At 68.0% G+C, this 19,233-nt stretch carries 20 protein-coding genes; 10 read left to right on the top strand and 10 right to left on the bottom strand.

Features of this window, described 5'->3' with window-relative positions; translation table 11 throughout:
* Positions 1-47: 47 nt before the first annotated feature.
* The 6 genes from ACXN5S_RS14830 to ACXN5S_RS14805 form a co-directional block, all read right to left on the bottom strand.
* Positions 48-416, bottom strand: coding sequence for a HesB/IscA family protein (locus tag ACXN5S_RS14830; RefSeq protein ID WP_458606241.1), 369 nt, complete (start codon positions 414-416; stop codon positions 48-50).
* Positions 417-499: 83 nt separating this feature from the next.
* The gene (locus ACXN5S_RS14825) at positions 500-1,711 is read right to left on the bottom strand and encodes a glycerophosphodiester phosphodiesterase family protein (RefSeq protein WP_458606240.1); all 1,212 of its coding nucleotides are present in this window, start codon (positions 1,709-1,711) and stop codon (positions 500-502) included.
* Positions 1,712-1,871: 160 nt separating this feature from the next.
* Positions 1,872-2,600 carry a DUF3307 domain-containing protein gene (locus ACXN5S_RS14820; protein WP_458606239.1) on the bottom strand — a complete coding sequence of 243 codons (729 nt, stop codon included), beginning with the start codon at positions 2,598-2,600 and terminating at the stop codon, positions 1,872-1,874.
* On the bottom strand, positions 2,597-3,208 hold the full coding sequence (locus ACXN5S_RS14815) for a hypothetical protein (RefSeq protein WP_458606238.1): 612 nt from the start codon (positions 3,206-3,208) through the stop codon (positions 2,597-2,599). Before ACXN5S_RS14815 ends, ACXN5S_RS14820 begins: the two co-directional genes overlap by 4 nt.
* A 78-nt stretch (positions 3,209-3,286) precedes the next feature.
* The gene (locus tag ACXN5S_RS14810) at positions 3,287-3,643 is read right to left on the bottom strand and encodes an SUF system Fe-S cluster assembly protein (protein ID WP_458606237.1); all 357 of its coding nucleotides are present in this window, start codon (positions 3,641-3,643) and stop codon (positions 3,287-3,289) included.
* 181 nt (positions 3,644-3,824) lie between these two features.
* Positions 3,825-4,244 carry a DUF983 domain-containing protein gene (locus ACXN5S_RS14805; protein WP_458606236.1) on the bottom strand — a complete coding sequence of 140 codons (420 nt, stop codon included), beginning with the start codon at positions 4,242-4,244 and terminating at the stop codon, positions 3,825-3,827.
* A 190-nt stretch (positions 4,245-4,434) separates the two neighbouring features.
* On the opposite strand from ACXN5S_RS14805, the gene ACXN5S_RS14800 reads away from it, so the two are divergent.
* The 4 genes from ACXN5S_RS14800 (at position 4,435) to ACXN5S_RS14785 (ending at position 6,592) form a co-directional block, all read left to right on the top strand.
* Positions 4,435-5,007, top strand: a complete 573-nt coding sequence (locus tag ACXN5S_RS14800; RefSeq protein ID WP_458606235.1) for an EF-hand domain-containing protein — start codon at positions 4,435-4,437, stop codon at positions 5,005-5,007.
* 112 nt (positions 5,008-5,119) lie between these two features.
* On the top strand, positions 5,120-5,719 hold the full coding sequence (locus ACXN5S_RS14795) for a sigma-70 family RNA polymerase sigma factor (protein WP_458606234.1): 600 nt from the start codon (positions 5,120-5,122) through the stop codon (positions 5,717-5,719).
* Positions 5,712-6,089, top strand: a complete 378-nt coding sequence (locus ACXN5S_RS14790) for a hypothetical protein (protein WP_458606233.1) — start codon at positions 5,712-5,714, stop codon at positions 6,087-6,089. Before ACXN5S_RS14795 ends, ACXN5S_RS14790 begins: the two co-directional genes overlap by 8 nt.
* Positions 6,089-6,592 (top strand): periplasmic heavy metal sensor, encoded by a 504-nt coding sequence (locus ACXN5S_RS14785; RefSeq protein ID WP_458606232.1) that lies wholly within the window; start codon positions 6,089-6,091, stop codon positions 6,590-6,592. The genes ACXN5S_RS14790 and ACXN5S_RS14785 overlap by 1 nt, the downstream gene beginning before the upstream one ends.
* A 27-nt stretch (positions 6,593-6,619) precedes the next feature.
* Here ACXN5S_RS14785 and ACXN5S_RS14780 read toward each other — a convergent pair whose 3' ends face one another.
* Positions 6,620-8,020, bottom strand: coding sequence for a diguanylate cyclase (locus ACXN5S_RS14780; protein WP_458606231.1), 1,401 nt, complete (start codon positions 8,018-8,020; stop codon positions 6,620-6,622).
* Between the two features lie 83 nt (positions 8,021-8,103).
* On the opposite strand from ACXN5S_RS14780, the gene ACXN5S_RS14775 reads away from it, so the two are divergent.
* From ACXN5S_RS14775 to ACXN5S_RS14765, 3 genes are all read left to right on the top strand, one after another.
* Positions 8,104-8,382, top strand: a complete 279-nt coding sequence (locus ACXN5S_RS14775; RefSeq protein WP_458606230.1) for a DUF3572 domain-containing protein — start codon at positions 8,104-8,106, stop codon at positions 8,380-8,382.
* The gene (locus ACXN5S_RS14770; protein WP_458606229.1) at positions 8,379-9,089 is read left to right on the top strand and encodes an HAD family hydrolase; all 711 of its coding nucleotides are present in this window, start codon (positions 8,379-8,381) and stop codon (positions 9,087-9,089) included. The genes ACXN5S_RS14775 and ACXN5S_RS14770 overlap by 4 nt, the downstream gene beginning before the upstream one ends.
* 99 nt (positions 9,090-9,188) lie before the next feature.
* A complete protein-coding gene (locus ACXN5S_RS14765) occupies positions 9,189-10,745 on the top strand; it encodes a trimethylamine methyltransferase family protein (protein WP_458606228.1) in 1,557 nt (518 codons plus the stop codon).
* Positions 10,746-11,006: 261 nt separating this feature from the next.
* On the opposite strand, the gene ACXN5S_RS14760 is transcribed toward ACXN5S_RS14765, so the two are convergent.
* Positions 11,007-11,498, bottom strand: a complete 492-nt coding sequence (locus tag ACXN5S_RS14760; protein WP_458606227.1) for a DUF4177 domain-containing protein — start codon at positions 11,496-11,498, stop codon at positions 11,007-11,009.
* A gap of 96 nt (positions 11,499-11,594) precedes the next feature.
* The gene (gene gatB, locus ACXN5S_RS14755; RefSeq protein WP_458606226.1) at positions 11,595-13,109 is read right to left on the bottom strand and encodes an Asp-tRNA(Asn)/Glu-tRNA(Gln) amidotransferase subunit GatB; all 1,515 of its coding nucleotides are present in this window, start codon (positions 13,107-13,109) and stop codon (positions 11,595-11,597) included.
* Positions 13,110-13,280: 171 nt separating this feature from the next.
* Between gatB and ACXN5S_RS14750 the strand changes: the two genes are divergently transcribed.
* Entirely contained in the window at positions 13,281-14,066 is a 786-nt protein-coding gene (locus ACXN5S_RS14750) for a transglycosylase SLT domain-containing protein (RefSeq protein WP_458606225.1), read from the top strand.
* Here ACXN5S_RS14750 and pepN read toward each other — a convergent pair.
* Positions 14,063-16,621: an aminopeptidase N gene (gene pepN / locus ACXN5S_RS14745; RefSeq protein WP_458606224.1), complete on the bottom strand. Its 2,559-nt coding sequence runs from the start codon at positions 16,619-16,621 to the stop codon at positions 14,063-14,065. The two genes, ACXN5S_RS14750 and pepN, sit on opposite strands and share 4 nt — an antisense overlap.
* 107 nt (positions 16,622-16,728) lie before the next feature.
* Between pepN and ACXN5S_RS14740 the strand changes: the two genes are divergently transcribed.
* Complete coding sequence (locus tag ACXN5S_RS14740) at positions 16,729-16,968, top strand: hypothetical protein (RefSeq protein ID WP_458606223.1); 240 nt, start codon at positions 16,729-16,731, stop codon at positions 16,966-16,968.
* Positions 16,969-17,076: 108 nt separating this feature from the next.
* Positions 17,077-19,233, top strand: coding sequence for a malate synthase G (locus ACXN5S_RS14735; RefSeq protein WP_458606222.1), 2,157 nt, complete (start codon positions 17,077-17,079; stop codon positions 19,231-19,233).

Raw genomic sequence — 19,233 nt, 5'->3', positions numbered from 1 at the left:
CTGTTTGCGCTAGCGCTGGCCGGTGTTTGCGCTAGCGGGGGCCTGGCTCAGCCAAGCTGCGCGCCGAGGCTCTCGTCGAACTTGATCGATTCGCCGCAGCCGCATTCGTCGACGACGTTGGGGTTGCGAAAGCGGAAGCCAGATTCGAGCAGGGAGACCTCGTAGTCGATCTCGGTACCGAAGAGGAACATCTGCGCCATCGGTGCGATCATCACCACGGCGCCGTCCTGCTCGACGACCTCGTCATGCGGATCGACAGCATCGGTATAGTCGAGCGTGTATTCCATGCCCGCACACCCGCCCTTCTTGACGCCAAGGCGCAGGCCCTTGTGGCCCTTGCGGGTCATCAGAGTGGAGATCTGCTTGGCGGCGGCCGGCGTGAGCGACACGGCCTGCTTTCCGGGGATCGAGAACATGGGCCCTCCTTTACACCTCGCAAGATAGGACGGGCGCGCCGCTCTCTCAAGTGGCGCGCCCGGGTGTCAGCCATGCGAAAGGGTCAGAGGCCCATGCAATTTGCGTAATAGGTCACTGTCGCCGGCCAGTCGGAGAAGACGCCGGCGACGCCGGCCTTCTGCGCGAGGGCATCGAGCACCTCGAAATAGTCGCCGTCATTGTCGATCGCCGGGGTGATGGAGTTGTAGTACCAGCCGCCGCCGTTGCCGAGCGGGCCGGAGCGCTCCAGCGACCAGGCGATGATGTTGATATCGGCGGCCTTCAGCTGGTTGGCCAGCTCGGATGCGACGATCTCGCCCGCCTCGTTCAGCGTCAGCAGGAAGGGGATGGCCGGGGCGACGTAGTTCACGCCCTGCTCCTTCAGCTCGGCCGGTCTCCAGCCCCAGGTGGCGGGGTCGTTGCCGTCAAGGCCCGGGACGGAGCTGTCGTCGATCAGGTAGACCGCCTGGGCGCCGAAATCGGGGGTGTTCTCGATCCAGTATTTGACCACGTCGAAGTTGAAGCTCTGCGGGTAGACACGGGAGGGGTCGATGCCGGCATCGACATATTCGTCGATCATCGCCTGGGCGTAGTCGTCCATCGTGTATTCGCCGAAGGGCATCTCGACCGAGGGGTCCTTCAGTTCGGGCGTGAAGTCGGCGCCGAGTTCGTCGAAGAGCGCGATGCTCTCGGCATGGGTCAGCAGATCGGCGTTCGACGAGTAGAGATCGGTGCGGAAGGCGGGGGTGCCGGCGAGGTACTCCTCGGGCGTGGTGCCGGCGGAATTGGCGCCGTCCATCTTGGGCTGCAGCGTCTGAAACTCGGCCAGGGTGATGTCGGAGGTGCGGCATTCGGCGGTGGCCGGGGCGTCGCCTTCGGCGGCGGTGAACGGCGTGGTGCAGCTGTCGTTCAGATCGGTGGCCACGATGTTGGTCGTCGTGTGCAGGTCGTTCTGGGCATGGCGGCAGACCAGCTGCAGGTCAGAGGTGAAGGTGACGTCGCATTCCAGGATGCCGGCGCCCATCGTGGCGGCGGCCATGTTGGACTGGCGCGTATGCTCGGGGAACATCAGCGGCGCGCCGCGGTGGCCGATGGAGAAGGCGGTGCGGGCCGGCTCTTGGCTCTCGCAGGCGAGAAGGGCGTCCTTGAGGGCGCCGTCTTCCATCTGGTCGATCAGATAGGCCGGGCGGGGGCCGTAGGAGATGGCCGGGTCGGCCATGGCGGGCAGGGCGATGAGGGAGAACGCGGCGAGCGCGCTGGTGCGGAGGAGGGGCATGGAGTGTCCTTGCGACGGCTGTTGATGCCCGTGCTGGTAGGGCAGGCTCGGCAACGGAAGGGCGACGGCGCGGCGAAGGTTTTGTGACGGGGGCTCAGTCCCCGCCCGGCTTCCGTTGTGGAACCTCTGCCGTTTTGCGGGGCAGCGGCTGTGACCCACCCTACGGCAGGGCCTCGGCGAGCCCTTGCGTGGCGAAGGTCACGGCAATGGCCCAGCCGAAGGAGGCCAGGGTGCCGATGATGACATATTCGCTGGCGGCGCGGTTCTCGGCCACGGTGCCGAAGCGCAGGATCGACTTTGCGGCGATGAGAAATCCGATGGCGGCCGGCTCGCCGATCAGCAGGAGCAGGAAGATCAGCCCGCGCTCCAGATAGCCGATCGCCGCGCCGCCGCCGGGCAAGCCGAGCCCGCCGGCCTCATCCGCGGGCAGGCCGCCCGGGGCGAGGCCGGTCATCAGCTTGGCGATGGCGAAGCTGCCGGCGCGGGTGGCGATCAGCAGCCCCGCGCCGTAGGTCAGCCAGCGCGGCGCCTCGGGCAGGTGCGGCGCCCAGAGACTGGCTTCCCAGAGGCCCGGCATGAGGATGGCCAGCGCCGCGAGCGTGGCCAGATGCGCCGCCTGATCGATCAGGAAGGCGGCCAGCCCGGCGCGGCGGGTGAGCGCCTTCGCGCAATCGATGGCCAGATGCGCCAGCGCCAGCGCGAGAAGCGGCAGGGCGGCCGTCAGGCTGGTCGGCGCCAACGCCGCCGCGAGCAGCGCCAGATGCACGCCGGCATGGGCGAGCAGGGCCAGCGGCTCTCCCTCCGCCTTGCGCCGCGCCATGCCGTTGCTCTGCAAGGCGAAGTCGCCGAGTGCATGGGCGGCGAGGAGGGCGGCGAAGGTGGCGATCACGACGGCGCCTCCCAGGCGGCCAGGGCCTTCAGGATCGTCCCCCAGCCGGCGCCGGAGAGGCGCGACTGCATGGCCTGGCGGGTGAGGCCCAGCTCAGCGGCGAGGTCTTCATGGCGGGGCGGGTCGTCCGGGGTGCCCAGCGCGTCCAGCGCATGGATCACCGCCTCCGCCTGGGTGCGCGTCCAGCGGCCTGCGATTTCTCCGCAGGCGGCGAGCAGGGCCTGATGCAGGGGCGTGATGCCAGCCCCCGCGATGGCCAGCCGCTCGCGGGCCGGCAGGTCATCGAGCAGGCGGCCCGAGGTCTCGAAGGCAGGGCCAGCGCCTGCGGCGATGCCGGCCGGCGGCAGCTCCGCCGTGCCGATGCCGATGGCGATGCGAGTCTCGGCGGGTGGGGCGATGCCCTGGAGATGCGCGAGGATCTGCAGCGTGAGCCGCAGGGCGCGCGGTGCCTCGGCCAGATATATCTGCCAGCCATCGCCGCGGTAGCGCCCGAAGGCGGCGCCCTCGTCGGCGGCCAGCAGGGTGAGGCTCTCCAGCAGGCCAGAGAGGGCCTCTGCCGTCAGCTCTGACGAGCCGACGATATCTCCGGTGAGGACGGCCTGGGACATGAGCAAAGAAAAACCCTTGCTCTCATCAGATGCAAGGGTTTTCTTTTGCTATCGGGAGAAGCAAGATAATACCCTTGCTTACATGAAGCCCAGCTCCAGCCGGGCCTCGTCGCTCATCATGTCCATGCCCCACTGGGGGGACCAGACCATCTCGACATCCACCTGCTTCACGCCGGGCAGCGGCTCGACGGCGTCGGCCACCCAGCCGGGCATCTCGCCGGCCACGGGGCAGCCGGGCGCGGTGAGCGTCATGTAGATGGTCACCGCGCTCTCGGCGTCGATCTCGATCGTGTAGACGAGACCGAGGTCGTAGATGTTCACCGGGATCTCTGGGTCATAGACCGTGCGGCAGGCCTCGACGATCTGCTCGTAGAGCGGGTGATCGGTTGTCGAGGGCTTGATCAGCGGGGTGCCTTCGAGCTGGTCATCGGGCATGGGGCGTCTCCGGCTATTCCTGAGTGAAAGATAAGGATTGTGGCGCCGGGCGTAAAGGCCACCCCGGGGGAGTGACGTCGGGAACGCAAAAGAGCGCGCCAATACCCGCACCACCGGGATCGGCCCCGCCCTTCGCGTTCAAATCGGAGTGACCGGGCAGGCGCACGCCCGGCTTGGGGGGCTAGTTCGCCCCGAAGCCATGCATCCGGCGCGACCATTGCAGCGCCACGAAGCCGCCCTTCACCCGCGGCAGCAGGAAGAGCGAGAGCGCGACGGCAAGGGTTGTCAGCGACAGCGCCATCACCAGCGGCTCTGGATGGAACCAGGCCCACATGAAGTGAATGGCGAAGCCGACGATATGCCCCACCAGCAGGATGGTGATGTAGGCCGGGCCGTCATCGGCGCGCTGGGCGGTATAATCCTCACCGCAGACAGCGCATTTTTCGTTTACCTTGAGGTAGGAATGCAGAAGCTTCCCCTCGCCGCAATGCGGGCAGCGCTCGCGCAGGCCCCGCCGCAGCGCCGGCCAGAGCGGCCGGTCATCCACGGTTACATCGCCGAGGGCGCCCTGGCGGGCGGCGGGCGTGTCGGTCTGGCTCATCGGGGCCTCCAATCGGAACAGGCGAGTCTGTCTTCCCCCTAGATGGGGCAAGCTGCCCTCGGGTTAAAGCCCCATTGCCCCCTCGCGTCGCTGTGACGCGCCAGCTGCGCCCCGCCGGCGACGGAACCTCTGCCGCGGCTCGTTGGAGGGGCAGTCCGGCAGGGAAGCCGGCAGCAAGTAGGAGGCTGAAATGAAGATGACCATCCTCATGGCCGCGATGTTGGCAGGTGTGGGCGTACAGGCGACGGCGCAGGCCGGCCCCGGCGGGCCGTTCGGCGAGCGCCCGGATTTCGAGACACTCGACACCGATGGCGACGGCGCGCTGACGCTCGCCGAGCTGACCGCGCAGATGCGGGGCCGGTTCACCGAGGCCGACAGCAACGGCGACGGGGCCGTCTCGGCCGAAGAGATGGCCGCGGCCATCGTGGCGGCGGCGGAAGCCAATGCAGGCGCGATGAGCGAGCGGCTCGTCGAGCGCATGGACATCGACAAGGACGGAGTTCTCTCGGTGGAAGAGCTCGGCGCCCGGATGCCGAACCCCGCCATGATCTTCGACCGCATGGATGCCGATGACGACGGCAGCCTCTCGGCCGAGGAATATGCCGCAATCACCGAGCGCATGGGCCGGATGGGCCCGCGCCATGGCGGCGCCTGGATGCGCGGCGAGCACCGCGGCCCCGGCCTGTGGCGCGGCGCCCACCATGGGCCCGGCGAGATGCGCTGGGGCCCGGCCAGCGAGGGGACTGGCAGTGACGAGGGCTGATGCCGCCCAGATGGGGGCGCTCGGCACGGCCGGGCGCCCTCTCGCCGATGGCGGGGCCCTCGGCGCCGTGCGGCGTGGACTGCGCCGGGGCCGGGGCGTAGCGTCTTCGGCCATGAGCGAGACCACCGATCCGGCGCGCACGCCCGACCCGGCTGACCCGGATGCGGGCCTTCTGGCCGACTATGCCGCCGGCGAGCCCGGGGCCGCCGCGGCGCTGACAGAGCGGCTCGGCCCGCGCGCCTTCGCGCAGGCCTACCGCATGCTGCTGGATGTCGCCGAGGCCGAGGATGTGGCGCAGGAGGCGCTGCTGCGGCTCTGGCGCGCGGCGCCCGGCTGGCGGCATGGCGAGGCCAAGGTTTCGACCTGGCTCTACCGGGTGACGGCCAATCTCGCCACCGACCGGCTGCGCCGGCGCGGGCGCTCGGCCCCGTTGGAGGCGGCGCATGAGCCGGAGGACGAGACCCCCGGCGTCACCTCCCGCATGCAGGAAAGCGCCCGGGCGCTGGCCTTGCGCGATGCGCTGGCCGGGCTACCTGCGCGGCAGGCCGAGGCGGTGTCGCTGCGGCATCTCGAAGAGCTCGGCAATCCGGAAATCGCCGAGATCATGGACATCGGCGTCGAGGCGGTGGAAAGTCTCGTCGCCCGCGGCAAGAAAGCGCTGAAGGCGGCCCTGCTGCCGCAGAAAGGCGCGTTGGGGTGGCACGATGACTAGGCCGGAAGACGACGAGATGGACGAGCTGTTCGGCGCGGCGCGTGCGAGCACGCCGGCGCCCTCGGCCGATTTCATGGCCCGCCTGCGCGCCGATGCCGAAAGCGCCCAGCCGCGCCGGCGCCCGGTGGTGGCGATGGCGCAGCAGCCGGCAATGTCGGGCGGTGGCACGCTCGCGATGGGCGGCGGCTTTGTCGGCGACATCGGCGGCTGGCCCTCGCTGACCTTCCTCGGCCTCGCGGCGCTGACCGGCCTGTGGTTCGGCCTGGCCGCGCCCGGAAACCTTGGCGAGGCGATGGCGGCCCTGCTGGGCGAGAGCGTGACGCTGGACATCATGCCATCAGCCGAGGTGTTCGAGGCGGAGGAATTCTGATGCAGAAGCCGCCAAAGCCAAAGCCAAGCCGCGCCTGGCGCATCGCGCTGGTCGTGTCGCTGGGGCTGAACCTGCTCGTGTTCGGGCTGGCGATCGGCGCGGTGATCGGCGGCAATGTCGGCCCCGGCATGCGGCCGCCGGTCGAGCTGTCGCTCGGGCCTATTTCCCGCGCCCTCTCTGATGACGACCGCCGCGCGCTGCGCCGCGAACTTGGCCGCCAGCTGGCCCAGCGCGGCGTTGCCGAGCCGGATGACAGCGCTTCGCTGGAAGCGCTGGTGGCGGCGGTGCGCACTGATCCGTTCGAACCCGAAGCGGTGCGCGATGTGCTCGAGCGCCAGATGCAGCGTGCCATGTCGGCGGGCGATGCGGGCCGCGAGGCGTTCATCGCCCGGCTGGAGGGCAAGAGCCCAGAAGAGCGCGAAGCCTTCGCGGAAAGGCTGGAGAGCGAGACACGCCGTCGCCCCGGCCCGCCTTCGTTCGGACCCGGGCCCCGCGACGACTAGCGCTGTGGTCGGCCCGGGGAGCCGGCCTCAGGCCGCCGGCCGGCTGAGGCTCACCATATTGCGCCCGGCCAGCTTGGCCGAATAGAGCGCCGCATCCGCCCGCTCGAACAGCGTCGGCCCGCCCGGGCATTCACCGGCGCCGAGTGCCACGCCGATCGACACGGTCACCTTCACCGTATCGCTGCCAAGCGCGCGCGGCCCGGCGCTGCCCAGCTCGAAGGGCCTGTCTTCGATGCCTGAGCGCAGCCGCTCCGCCGCCGCGGCGGCGGCCTCGTCATCGGTATCGGGCATGACGATCAGGAATTCCTCGCCCCCGATCCGCGCCACCAGATCGCCCATGCGAATGCGGGCGGCCAGGCGGTGCGCCACCTCGGCCAGCACCTTGTCGCCGATGGCATGGCCGTGGCTGTCATTGATGTCTTTGAAATGGTCGATATCCAGCACCATCACCGCCGCCATCTGCCCGGTGCGCGCCGCCTCATCCGTCACCCGCTTCAGGGCGGGCAGGGCGTAGCGGCGGTTATGCAGGCCGGTCAACGCATCGGTCACCGAGCTTTCCACCCCGCGGCGCAGCTTGTCGCGTGCCCGGTCAGCGCGCGATTTCTGCAGCAGCAGCGCCTTCAGCCGGTGCATCAGCTCGCCGGTGCGCACCTGGGCGGTGACGACGTCATCGACGCCGAGATCGAGTGACATGGCCGCCATATCCGGCATGTCGGGCGGCACGATGGCGATCTGCACGCTGTGCCGTGTGACGCCCCGGCTGCGCAGCTCGGCAATCAGGCGGAACAGCTCGCCGGGGCGCAGCCCCTCTGCCGTGGCGTCGATGACGAAGAGATCGGCCGACTTGCCCGCGCCGATGCGGGTGAGCAGACCGCGCGGGTCGAGCACCTCGCCGCCGCCGGGCAACCGGTCGAGCACCGAGGCGACGCTGGGCAGAATCGCCTGACCCTCGGGCACGATCACGTTGACGGGGCCGGGATGGTGGAAATCTTCGGCCTCTTCGGCAAAGCCGAGCGCGTGGTGCATATCCTCCTTCAGGCAGAGCTCGTTCATCATGTCGGCCCGGCGCAGCAGCCGGCGCACCTGCGCCTGCAACATCACCGGGTCGATGGGCCGGGCGCACAGATCGTCTGCGCCCGCGCGCAGCACCGCCAGGCGCAGCGACGGGTCGGTCAGCCGGCCGATGGCGATGACGGGCACGTTGCGGGTCTTCGGATCGGACCGCAGGCCCGCGAGGAAGGAAAAGGCCGAGGCCGCCGGCGCAACAACGCCGAGCAGGATGAGACCCGGAGCGCCGCGCATCAATTCGATCTGGGCATCGGCCGAACTTTCAGCCACGACGATATCGTACTGCGCCTCGGCAAGAGCAGAGCGCGTAAGTATCCTGCTGGAGACCGTCGGGTCGTATATGAGGATGCGAGCGGGCAAGGGCGGGCCTGACTGGAAATATCTCGGTTTTTCTTAAAACGCCGAACCGTTAAGAATTGGTTTCCATCGCAAGGGGGGCGTGGGTGACACCGGAACAAGCAGAAATCACGGCGATCGAGGCTTTGGCCTGGCTGGTGACGGATGATGAGCTGCTGCCCGTCTTCCTGGGCGCCTCGGGCGCGGAGCTCGGGCAGCTGCGCGAGGCGGCGGGCGACCCGGCGACGCTCGCCTCGGTGCTCGATTTCATCCTGCTCGATGACGAATGGGTGCGCCGTTTCGCCGATCAGACCGGCCAGAAGCCGGAGCGGCTGATGCAGGCGCGCGCCGCCCTGCCCGGCGCCGAGCAGGTACACTGGACATGAGCGCCGCGGCCGGGCGCGGCTTTCGCGGGATCATCCTCGACAAGGACGGCACGCTCTTCGATTTCAACGCCACCTGGGGCGAATGGACGGCGACCCTTATCGCCGAGCTGGCCGGGGGCGACCCTGCGCTGGAAGCCGCGATGGCGGCGGCGATGGGTTACGATCCGGCGGCGCGCAGCTTCGCGCCCGGCTCGCCCGTCATCGCCGGCACCGCCGACGAGGTGGCCGAGCTGATCCTGCCGCTGATGCCCGAGCCTCCGACCCAGGCCGAACTGATTGCGCAGATGGATGCGATGTCGGCCCAGGTGCCGCAGGTGCCGGTGGCGCCGCTCGCGCCGCTGCTGGCCGAGCTGGGGCAGGGCCGCGCGCTGGGGCTGGTCACCAACGATGCCGAGGCGCCGGCGCGGGTGCATCTGGAAGCGGCGGGCATCACCGGCGCCTTCGCCTTCATTGCCGGCTACGATTCGGGCCATGGCGCCAAGCCAGCGCCGGGCCAGCTGCTCGCCTTCTGCGCCGCCACCGACCTGGAACCCGCAGGGGTACTGATGGTCGGCGATTCCACGCATGATCTGCTCGCTGCCCGCGCCGCAGGGATGCAGGCCGTCGGCGTGCTCACGGGCCCGGCGAACGAGGCCGCACTCGCGCCCCATGCCGCGGCGGTCCTACCCTCGCTGGCCGCACTACCGGGCTGGCTGCAGGGCACCTGAGCGACCATTCCTGTCGCAAAGAGCAAACTTCGGCCCGCCGCCTTGCGCGAGACTTCTCCTCGCAGGGGCCATCCCGCCCCTTGAGGAGCGTGGGATCGCATGAACGAGCCAATACGCCGCCGCCGGGCCGGGGGACGCGCCGCGAACACGCTGAAACGGGGCGGCGCCGATCTACACCAGAGCGCCTGGCGACTGCCGGTCAATACCGACCGCCCGACAGAGCCGCTGTGGCCCGAGGGCGTGCAGGCCATCCACGACGGCGCCATGCGCATCCTCGAAGAGATCGGCATCGACTTTCTCAACGAAGAGGCGCTGCAGATCTTCCGTGAGGCGGGCGCCATCGTCTCTGGCGAGAATGTGCGGCTTGGCCGGGACTTCGTGATGGAGATGGTGGGCAAGGCGCCCGCGGAGTTCACCATCACCCCGCGCAACCCCGAGCGGCAGATCACCATCGGCGGCAAGCACATCCTGTTCGGCAACGTTTCCTCTCCGCCCAATTACATGGACCTGACCATGGGGCGGAAGATGCCGGGAACGCGCGAGCAATGCGCGAACCTCCTGCGCCTCACCCAGGCGTTCAACTGCATCCATTTCGCCGGCGGCTACCCGGTGGAGCCGGTGGATATCCACGCCTCTGTCCGCCATCTCGACGTGCTCTTCGACAAGCTGACGCTGACCGACAAGGTGGCCCATGCCTATTCGCTGGGCCCGACGCGGGTGGAAGACGTGATGGAGATGGTGCGCCTCGCGGGCGGGCTCTCGGAAGACGAGTTCCGCGCCCGCCCGCACATGTACACCAACATCAACTCCTCCTCGCCGCTCAAGCACGATTACCCGATGATCGACGGCTGCCTGCGCCTGATCCGTGCCGGGCAGGCGGTGATGGTGACGCCCTTCACGCTGGCGGGGGCCATGGCGCCGGTGACGATGGCGGGCGCGGTGACGCTGAGCATTGCCGAGGCGCTCTCGGCCATCGCGCTGTTCCAATACGTCCGGCCCGGCGTGCCCTGCGTGATCGGCACCTTCACCTCGAACGTCGATATGAAGTCGGGAGCGCCGGCCTTCGGCACGCCCGAATATATGCGGGCGACACAGATGACCGGGCAGATGGCGCGGTTCTACGGGCTGCCGCTGCGCGCCTCCGGCTCCTGCGCTGCCAACGTGCCGGACGGCCAGGCGATGTGGGAGACCGCGAATTCGCTGTGGAGCGCGGTGCAGTCGGGCGCCAACGTGGTCTATCATGCGGCCGGCTGGCTGGAGGGAGGGCTGATCGCTTCCCCCGAGAAATTCGTCATGGATTGCGAGATGCTCCAGATGATCCAGCGCTACATGGAGCCAGAGCTGGTGGCGACGGGGCCGGAGGATATCGCCTTCGATGCCATCCGCGAGGTCGGCAGCCACGGGCATTACTTCGGCATCCAGCACACACAGGACCGCTACGAGACTGCATTCTACTCGCCCTTCGTCAGCGACTGGCGCAACTTCGAGGCCTGGGAGCAGGCGGGCGCGGTGTGGACGCCGGAGCGGGCGCACCGGATCTATCACGAGATCCTCGACAGCTTCGTGCCGCCGCCCATCGGCGATGCCGAGCGCGGCGCGCTGGAGGAGTTCGTGGCCCAGCGGAAGGAAGAGGGCGGGGCGCCGACCGACTTTTGACAGTCCGCTGCCCTGGCCAGCCTCCCGCCCGCCCACCCCGGCGCGCCAGGGCAGCTTGGCGCGAGCGGGGCGGGGTTGGGGCGGGCTTGAAGGTGGGGACTCGGCTGAGAGGCCGTTTGCTGGCAGGTCTGCCATCAAACAGGCCTCATCAAGGGTGCGAGCGAGTCGCCCCGCATCAAGGAGCTTCGCCCGCCTGCGGCGGCGGCCTTTGGCCGTCCTTGACCCGGGACGACTCGCGGGGGCGCCCGGATGGCGGGTGGCCTAGTCGGCGGCGGGCTTAGGCGCAGCCTCGTCGCGCTTGGCGGTCAGAACAGGGCCGGGGCGGGTGAGCGTGCCGCCGATGCGGTCGGGCGCCGGCGGCTCGATGCGGCTGGGGCCGTAGGGGGCGAGCGGCGACGGTTCCGTCGGCTCATCCTTCACCGGTTCGAGCTGCGTCGCAGGGTCGGCTTCGGCCGCCGGGGCGGGCAGGGCGGCGGCTGCCGGTTCGGCAGCCGGCTGCGGCGCGGCGACCACGGCGCTCTCGCGGGGGCGGCGAAAGACCATCAGGTTCTGGAAGGTCGTCGTTTTGCCGGTGAGGCCCGCGCGCTCTTCGGCGGGCAGCGTGTCGGTGCGGATATATTCCCACCCATCGGCACCCAGCTCGTTCATCGCCGCTTCCAGCGCATGGGCGAAGCGATCCTCCGGCGCTTTCACGCCCTTGATCTTCGCGCCCTTTTTCGGCGCCGGTACGACGCGATACTCATATGCTTGCATGACAGAAATCCCAAATCCCGATGCCCGCTCTAGCAAGAGCGGGCCCGGGCGCCAAGGCGCAACGCCGCTTTCGCGCCCGGCCGGGCGGGGCGGCGCCTAAAGGCCGAGCTTGGCGGCTACGATATCGTTCACCGCCTTGGGATTTGCCTTGCCGCCGGTCGCCTTCATCACCTGGCCGACGAACCAGCCGGCGAGCTTGGGATTGGCCTTTGCCTTTTCCACCTGCGCGGGATTGGCCGCGATCACCTCGTCGACCGCCGTCTCGATGGCGCCGGTATCGGTGACCTGGCGCATGCCGCGCTCTTCGACGATGACGGAGGGATCGCCCCCCTCGGTGTAGACGATCTCGAACAGATCCTTGGCGATCTTGCCGGAGATGTCGCCCTTCACGATCAGCCCGATGATGCCGCCGAGCTGGGCTGGGGAGACGGGGCTTTCGGTGATGGCCTTGTCGCCATCCTTCTTCAGCCGCCCGAAGAGCTCGTTGAGCACCCAGTTGGCCGCGAGCTTGCCGTCTGATGCGGCGGCGACCTCTTCGAAGAAGGCAGCGCTCTCGCCCTCGGCCGTCAGGACGGAGGCGTCGTAATCGGACAGGCCGTAATCGGCGATGAAGCGGGCCTTCTTGGCGTCGGGCAGCTCGGGCAGGGAGGCTTCGATCTCATCGACCCAGGCCTGCTCGATCTCCAGCGGCAGCAGGTCGGGATCGGGGAAGTAGCGGTAATCATGCGCCTCTTCCTTCGACCGCTGGGTGCGGGTCTCGCCCTTGTCGGGGTCGAAGCCGCGCGTTTCCTGATCGACCTCGCGGCCATCTTCCAAGAGCGCGATCTGGCGGCGGGCCTCGACCTCGATGGCCTGCTGGATGAAGCGCGTCGAGTTCATGTTCTTGATCTCGCAGCGGGTGCCCAGATGGCTGAAATCGCCCGTCTCGCGGAAGCGCTCGTAATCGCCGGGCCGGCAGACCGAGACGTTGACGTCGGCGCGCAGGTTGCCGTTCTGCATGTCGCCGTCGCAGGTGCCGAGATAGCGCATGATCTGGCGCAGCTTGAGGATATAGGCGGCGGCCTCCTCCGGGCTGCGGATATCGGGGCGCGAGACGATCTCCATCAGCGCCACACCGGCGCGGTTGAGATCGACGAAGCTGAGCTGCGGGTCCATGTCGTGGATCGACTTGCCGGCATCCTGCTCGAGGTGGATGCGCTCGATCCGTACGAGGCGGGCCTTGCCGTCGCCCAACTCCACCAGCACTTCGCCCTCACCCACGATGGGGTGGTAGAGCTGGCTGATCTGGTAGCCGGCCGGCTGGTCCGGGTAGAAATAGTTCTTCCGGTCGAAGGCGGAATTGAGATTGATCGCCGCCTTCAGGCCGAGGCCGGTGCGCACCGTTTGGGCCACGCAGCCTTCGTTGATGACGGGCAGCATGCCGGGCATGCCGGCATCGACAAAGGAGACGTTGGAATTGGGCTCGGCGCCAAATTGCGTCGAGGCGCCGGAGAACAGCTTGGCCTTCGATGCGACCTGAGCATGGACCTCCATGCCGATCACCAGTTCCCAGTCGCCGGTGGCGCCCGAGATGCGTTTCGGCTTGGGGGATTCGTATGTCAGATCGAGCATGACGCGCCTCGTCCTGTTAGGGATGCGGATGAATAGGCAAAGCGCGGCTGGCCCGCAAGCCTCGGTACGGGCAGAGATTTTGAGAAAGGCTCGGCGGCTTTCAGCGCTAAGGCGTTCATAATTGGCGATTTTCGATTGATCGGGCCGGGAACTCGCGCCATTGTCCGCGCCATGTCTGCCCTGCGCGCCGCCATTCTGCTTGCCGCCGCGCTTCAAGCCACGCCCCTGAAGGCCGAGCTGGTGACCCCGGCCTGGCCCCCGGCGCCCATGCTGGAAGCGCCCGAAGCCCGCCCCGTGCCCCGACCGGCATGGGTAGAGCAGATTCCTCCCGTGCAGACTGGCGCCCGCGTGCGCCCCGTGGCGAGAGACCCTTTCCTGCCCGCTGCCCGCTGGGCGCGCGTCGGCACCCCGGCCTTGTGGACGCGGGCCGCGCTCTCGGCGATGGAGGATCACGGTGAGCCGCTGGTCGACACGCTGCCCCGCGACATCGACACCTGGTGCCCCGGCTATTCGCGCGGGACAGAGGAAGACCGCCGTGCCTTCTGGGTGGGGCTGATCTCGGCCCTGTCATGGTACGAAAGCACCCATCGCCCCAGCGCCGTGGGCGGCGGCGGGCAATGGTACGGGCTGATGCAGATCTACCCCTCGACCGCGCGGCACTACGGCTGCCGGGCCGACAGCGGTTCTGAGCTGCAGGATGCCGAGGACAACCTCTCCTGCGCCATCCGCATTCTGGCTACCACCGTGCCGCGCGACGATGCCGTGGCGCTGCATGACGGGCGCTGGCGCGGGGTGGCGGCCGATTGGGGGCCGATGACCAACTCGGCCAAGCGCGCCGCCATGTCGGCCTGGACACGCAGCCAGAGCTATTGCCAGATCCATCTGGCGCCACGTACCGCCATCCGCCCCATCGCCCGCCCGCAGCGGACGATGGTGCAGACGGTTCTGGCCGATTAGGCCGTCGCCGCCTCGGGGCGCATCCGGTCGACCATCTCGCGCAGATCGCGGCTGAGGCCGGGCGTCTCCGCCACGCGGGTGAGCTCGGCCTGGATGAGCGCCTGCCGATCCTCGCCATAGCGCCGCCAGGTCTGGAAGGCCGTGGAGAGGCGGGCGGCGGCCTGCGGGTTTCCCTTGTCGGTGCGGATCACCCAGTCTGTCAGCAGCTTGTAGCCGGCCCCATCTGCCCGGTGAAAGCCCGCTGCATTGCCCGAGAGGGCACCGATGACGGCGCGCAGGCGGTTGGGGTTTTTCGGATTGAAGGCGGGATGCTCCGTCAGCTCGGTCACCAGCTCGACCGCGCGCTCGGGTGCGGCGGAGACGATCTGCAGGGTGAACCACTTGTCCATCACCAGGGGGTCGTCGGCCCAACGCTTGGCGAAAGCGGACAGCTCGTCTTGCCCCTCCCCGATGCTCAGCAGGGCGCCGAGCGCGCCGATGCTGAGGGTCATGTTGTCAGCGTTTGCGAACTGGCCGCGCGCGGCCGCGCCGCCATCCGACCGGGTGAGATAGGCGAGGGCCGCGTTCGCCAGCTGGCGCTTCCCGGCGGGGCCGGGATCGGGCGAGTAGGGGCCGGCGACCTGGTTCTCGTCATAGATGCGGCGGAGCGCGGCGCCGTGCGTGCGGGCGATCTCGTCCTTCAGCGTCTCGCGCCCGGCATGAACGGCGTCGGGGTCGACCGCCCGGCCAGCGGCGGCTTCGCTGGCGGCGAGATCGTCTTCGCTCGGCAGGCCCATGAGCAGGGCGCGGAAGGCCGGGTCGAGGTCGGGCTCGACCAGCACCTGGCCGAGGGCGCCGATATAGGCGTCGGGGCCGGTTTCATCGCCGTTGATCATGCCGGTCAGCACGCGCCGGGCCAGCGACTGGCCGGCATCCCAGCGATTGAAGGCGTCCGTGTCGTTCGCGAAGAGGAAGGCCTCTTCGCCGGCATCGCTCTTCCGCTCGACGATCACCGGGGCCGAGAAATCCCGCAGGATCGAGAGGACGGGCTTGGCGCCCAGCCCATCGAAGGTGAAGCTCTGCCGCTGATCTGTCAGCTCCAGCACCTGGGTCGGCACGGCCTCGTCACCATTGGGCGAGAGCAGGCCGACCGCGATGGGCATATGGAGCGGTTTCTTGTCGGGCTGGCCGGGGGTGGGCGGCGTTTTCTGTTCCAGCGTCAGGGTATAGGTGCCGCCCTCGAAGCTTTCTTCGACACTCACGCGCGGCGTGCCGGCCTGGGCATACCAGCGCTTGAACTGGGTCAGGTCGCGGCCCGTGGTGTCTTCAAACACCTTCAGCCAGTCTTCCACCGTGGCGGCCTCGCCATCGTGCCGCTCGAAATAGAGATCGAGCGCCTTGCGATAGGCCTCGGGCCCGACAAGGCGGTGCAGCATCGAGATCACCTCGGCGCCCTTTTCGTAGACCGTCCGGGTATAGAAGTTGTTGATCTCGACGAAGCTTTCCGGCCGCACCGGGTGCGCCAGCGGGCCGCCGTCCTCGCGGAACTGGATGCTGCGCATCATCTGCGCATCCTCGATGCGTTTGACGGGCGCAGAGCGCAGGTCGGAGGTGAAGCTCTGGTCGCGGAAGACCGTCAGCCCCTCTTTCAACGACAGCTGAAACCAGTCGCGGCAGGTGATGCGGTTGCCTGTCCAGTTGTGGAAATACTCGTGTGCGATCACCGCCTCGATCTGCTCGTAATCCTTGTCGGTCGCCGTCTCCGGAGAGGCGAATACCAGCTTGGGGTTGAAAATGTTCAACCCCTTGTTCTCCATCGCACCGGAATTGAAGTCTCCCACTGCCACGACGTTGAAGATGTCCAAGTCGTATTCGCGCCCGTAGACCTCTTCATCCCACTTCATCGAGCGGATCAGCGCCTCCATCGCGAAGGCACATTTATTTAGATCGGCCTCGCGCACCCAGACGTTCAGCTCGACATCGCGGCCTGACATGGTGGTGAAACGGCCCGGATGGTTCACCAGATCGCCCGCGACCAGCGCGAACAGATACGACGGTTTCGGCCAGGGATCGTCCCACTCGGCCCAGCCGTCGCCATTGCCCGCCTTGTTGCCGTTGGAGAGCAGCACAGGCAGGTCGCTTTCGACGCGCACATAGAAGGGGGCCATCACGTCGGGCCGGTCGGGGTAATAGGTGATGTGGCGGAAGCCCTCGGCCTCGCACTGGGTGCAATACATGCCGCTCGACATGTAGAGGCCTTCGAGCGTGGTGTTCTCCTCCGGCGCGATCTCGACCTCCGCCTCGAACACGAAGTCGCCCTCGGGCACCGCACAGGTCAGGCCCTTCTCCGTCAGCTCGGGCGAAATCTCCTGCCCGTCGATCTTCGCCCAGATGAGCTTCAGATCCTCGCCATGCAGGAAAAAGGGTTGTTTCGGCGCCGCCGGATTGGGCCGAAAACTCACCCGCGAGATCACGCGCGTTGCCTTCGGGTCGAGCCGGAAGGTCAGCTCGGTGCGGTCCACCAGCCAGCCCGGCGCGGTGTATTCGGCGAGATAAATGGTCTCGGTTTCGCTCATGGCCTGGCTCGCTTTGTGGATGTTGTCTCGGCGCCTATGCGCCCTAGCTATGGTGTAAATGCCCCGCCGAGGGGCCGCAACAATGACCCCAGTCGAAGGAGTCTCCCATGTCCGCGTCTGAAACGAACACCGAAAAAGCTGCCAAGAAGCATTCTGTGCCCCTGATCGGCATGGCTGTCGTGGCGATTTTTGGCGTGGTCCTCATCGCCATCTTCACCTTCATCGCCGTCTCGCGCGGTGAGAGCCCCGAAGGCGCCGAGATGCAGGTCGATAGCCTGAGCGGTGAAGTCGAGCCCGCCGATGATGGCGTCGCCGCTCCGATCGCGTCGGAAGGTGTCGACCAGTAAGGCCCACAGCGCGCCCCGAAACGCGGGGATCGCTAGCTGAAGAGGCCGCGGGACTTGTTCACGCGGCCTTTTTCATGTCACGTCGAAGGCAACGAGGGAGAGTTTGGAATGGGTGAACGGATCGATCGGGCCGGGCTGCAGGTTGCGCCGGAGCTGGCGGAGTTCATCGAGACGGCGGCTCTGCCCGGGACGGGCATCGAAGCCGATGCGTTTTGGAGCGGCTTTTCGGCCCTCACGCATGAGCTCGCCCCGAAGAACCGCGCGCTGCTGGAAACCCGCGAAGACCTGCAGCAGAAGATCGACGAGTGGCACAAGGCCCGCGCCGGCGAGCCGGTGGATGCCGAAGCCTACCGCGCCTTTCTGGGCGAGATCGGTTATCTCGTGCCCGAGGGCGGCGACTTTCAGATCGAGACGCAGAACGTCGACCCCGAGATCGCGCATTTGCCCGGCCCGCAGCTTGTGGTGCCGATCACCAACGCCCGCTTTGCCCTCAACGCCGCCAATGCCCGCTGGGGCTCGCTCTACGATGCGCTCTACGGCACCGATGCGCTGGGCAGCCTGCCGCAGGGCAAGGGCTACGACGCGGATCGCGGCGCGCAGGTCATCGCCCGCGCCCGCGCTCATCTGGATGAGGTGGCGCCGCTCGCCGAAGGCTCCTGGGCCAATGCTGAGGGGCTGGCGGTGGAGGACGGCGCGCTGGTCGTCACCCTGCCGCATGGGGCCACCGGCCTGAAGGACCCGGCCCAGTTCGCCGGTTACCTCAAGGACGATCTCTGCGAGCTGCAGGTGCTGCTGCGCGTCAACGGCCTCGGCATCGAGATCCTCGTCGACCGGACGACCGAGATCGGCAAGAGGGACCCGGCCGGCATCTCCGACGTCTGGCTCGAATCGGCCATGTCCAGCATCATGGATTGCGAGGATTCCGTCGCCACCGTCGATGCCGAGGACAAGGTGCTCGCCTATTCCAACTGGCTCGGCCTGATGAAGGGCGACCTGGAAGAGACGTTCCAGAAGGGCGGCGAGCGCGTCACCCGCAAGCTGAACCCGGATACCGAATACCTCGCCCCCGATGGCTCGCCGCTGCCCGTGAAGGGCCGCGCTCTCATGCTTGTCCGCAATGTCGGCCACCTTATGACGAACCCGGCGATCCTGCTGAAAGACGGCTCCGAGATCCCCGAGGGGATGATGGATGCGATGGTCACCACGCTGATCGCCATGCACGACCTCGGCAAAACGAGCGGCGCACGCAACTCGCACAAGGGCTCCGTCTACGTGGTGAAGCCGAAGTTGCACGGGCCGGACGAGGTTGCCTTTGCCGTGGAGATCTTCGACCGGGTCGAGCAGGTTCTCGGCCTGCCGGCCAACACCGTGAAGCTCGGCATCATGGATGAAGAGCGCCGCACCTCGGCCAATCTTAAGGAATGCATCCGCGCCGCGAAGCACCGGGTGGCCTTCATCAACACCGGCTTCCTCGACCGGACGGGCGACGAGATCCATACGAGCATGGAAGCCGGGCCGATGGTGCCCAAGGGCGAGATGAAGGATCAGCCCTGGATCAAGTCCTACGAGGATCGCAACGTCGATATCGGCCTCGCCTGCGGCCTCAAAGGCAAGGCGCAGATCGGCAAGGGCATGTGGGCCATGCCCGACCGGATGGAAGCGATGCTGGAGGCCAAGATCGGCCACCCGCACGCTGGCGCCACCTGCGCCTGGGTGCCGTCGCCGACCGCCGCGACGTTGCACGCCACGCATTACCACAAGGTCGATGTGCTGGCCCGGCAGGATGAGATCGCCGCCGGCGGCCCGCGCGGCACGCTGGAAGATCTGCTCACCATCCCGCTCGCCACGGGCCGCAACTTCTCGGACGACGTGATCCGGCAGGAGGTTGAGAACAACGCGCAGGGGATCCTCGGCTATGTCGTTCGCTGGATCGATCAGGGCGTGGGCTGCTCGAAGGTGCCCGACATCCACGATGTCGGCCTGATGGAAGACCGCGCGACCTGCCGCATCTCCAGCCAGGCGCTGGCTAACTGGCTGCACCATGGTGTGGTGAGCGAAGATCAGGTGATGGCGGCCATGAAGAAGATGGCCGAGGTGGTCGACCGGCAAAATGCCCGCGACCCAGCCTACAAACCCATGGCGCCCGATTTCGACGGCATCGCCTTCCAGGCCGCCTGCGATCTGGTCTTCAAGGGGCGCGTTCAGCCCTCCGGCTATACCGAGCCGGTGCTGCATGCCCGGCGGCTAGAGCTGAAGGGCACCTGA

It is taken from the genome of Pseudoroseicyclus sp. H15 (genome assembly GCF_054353345.1).
Note: the sequence above shows the minus strand (reverse complement) of the source record. Positions and strands in the feature narration are given on the sequence as shown.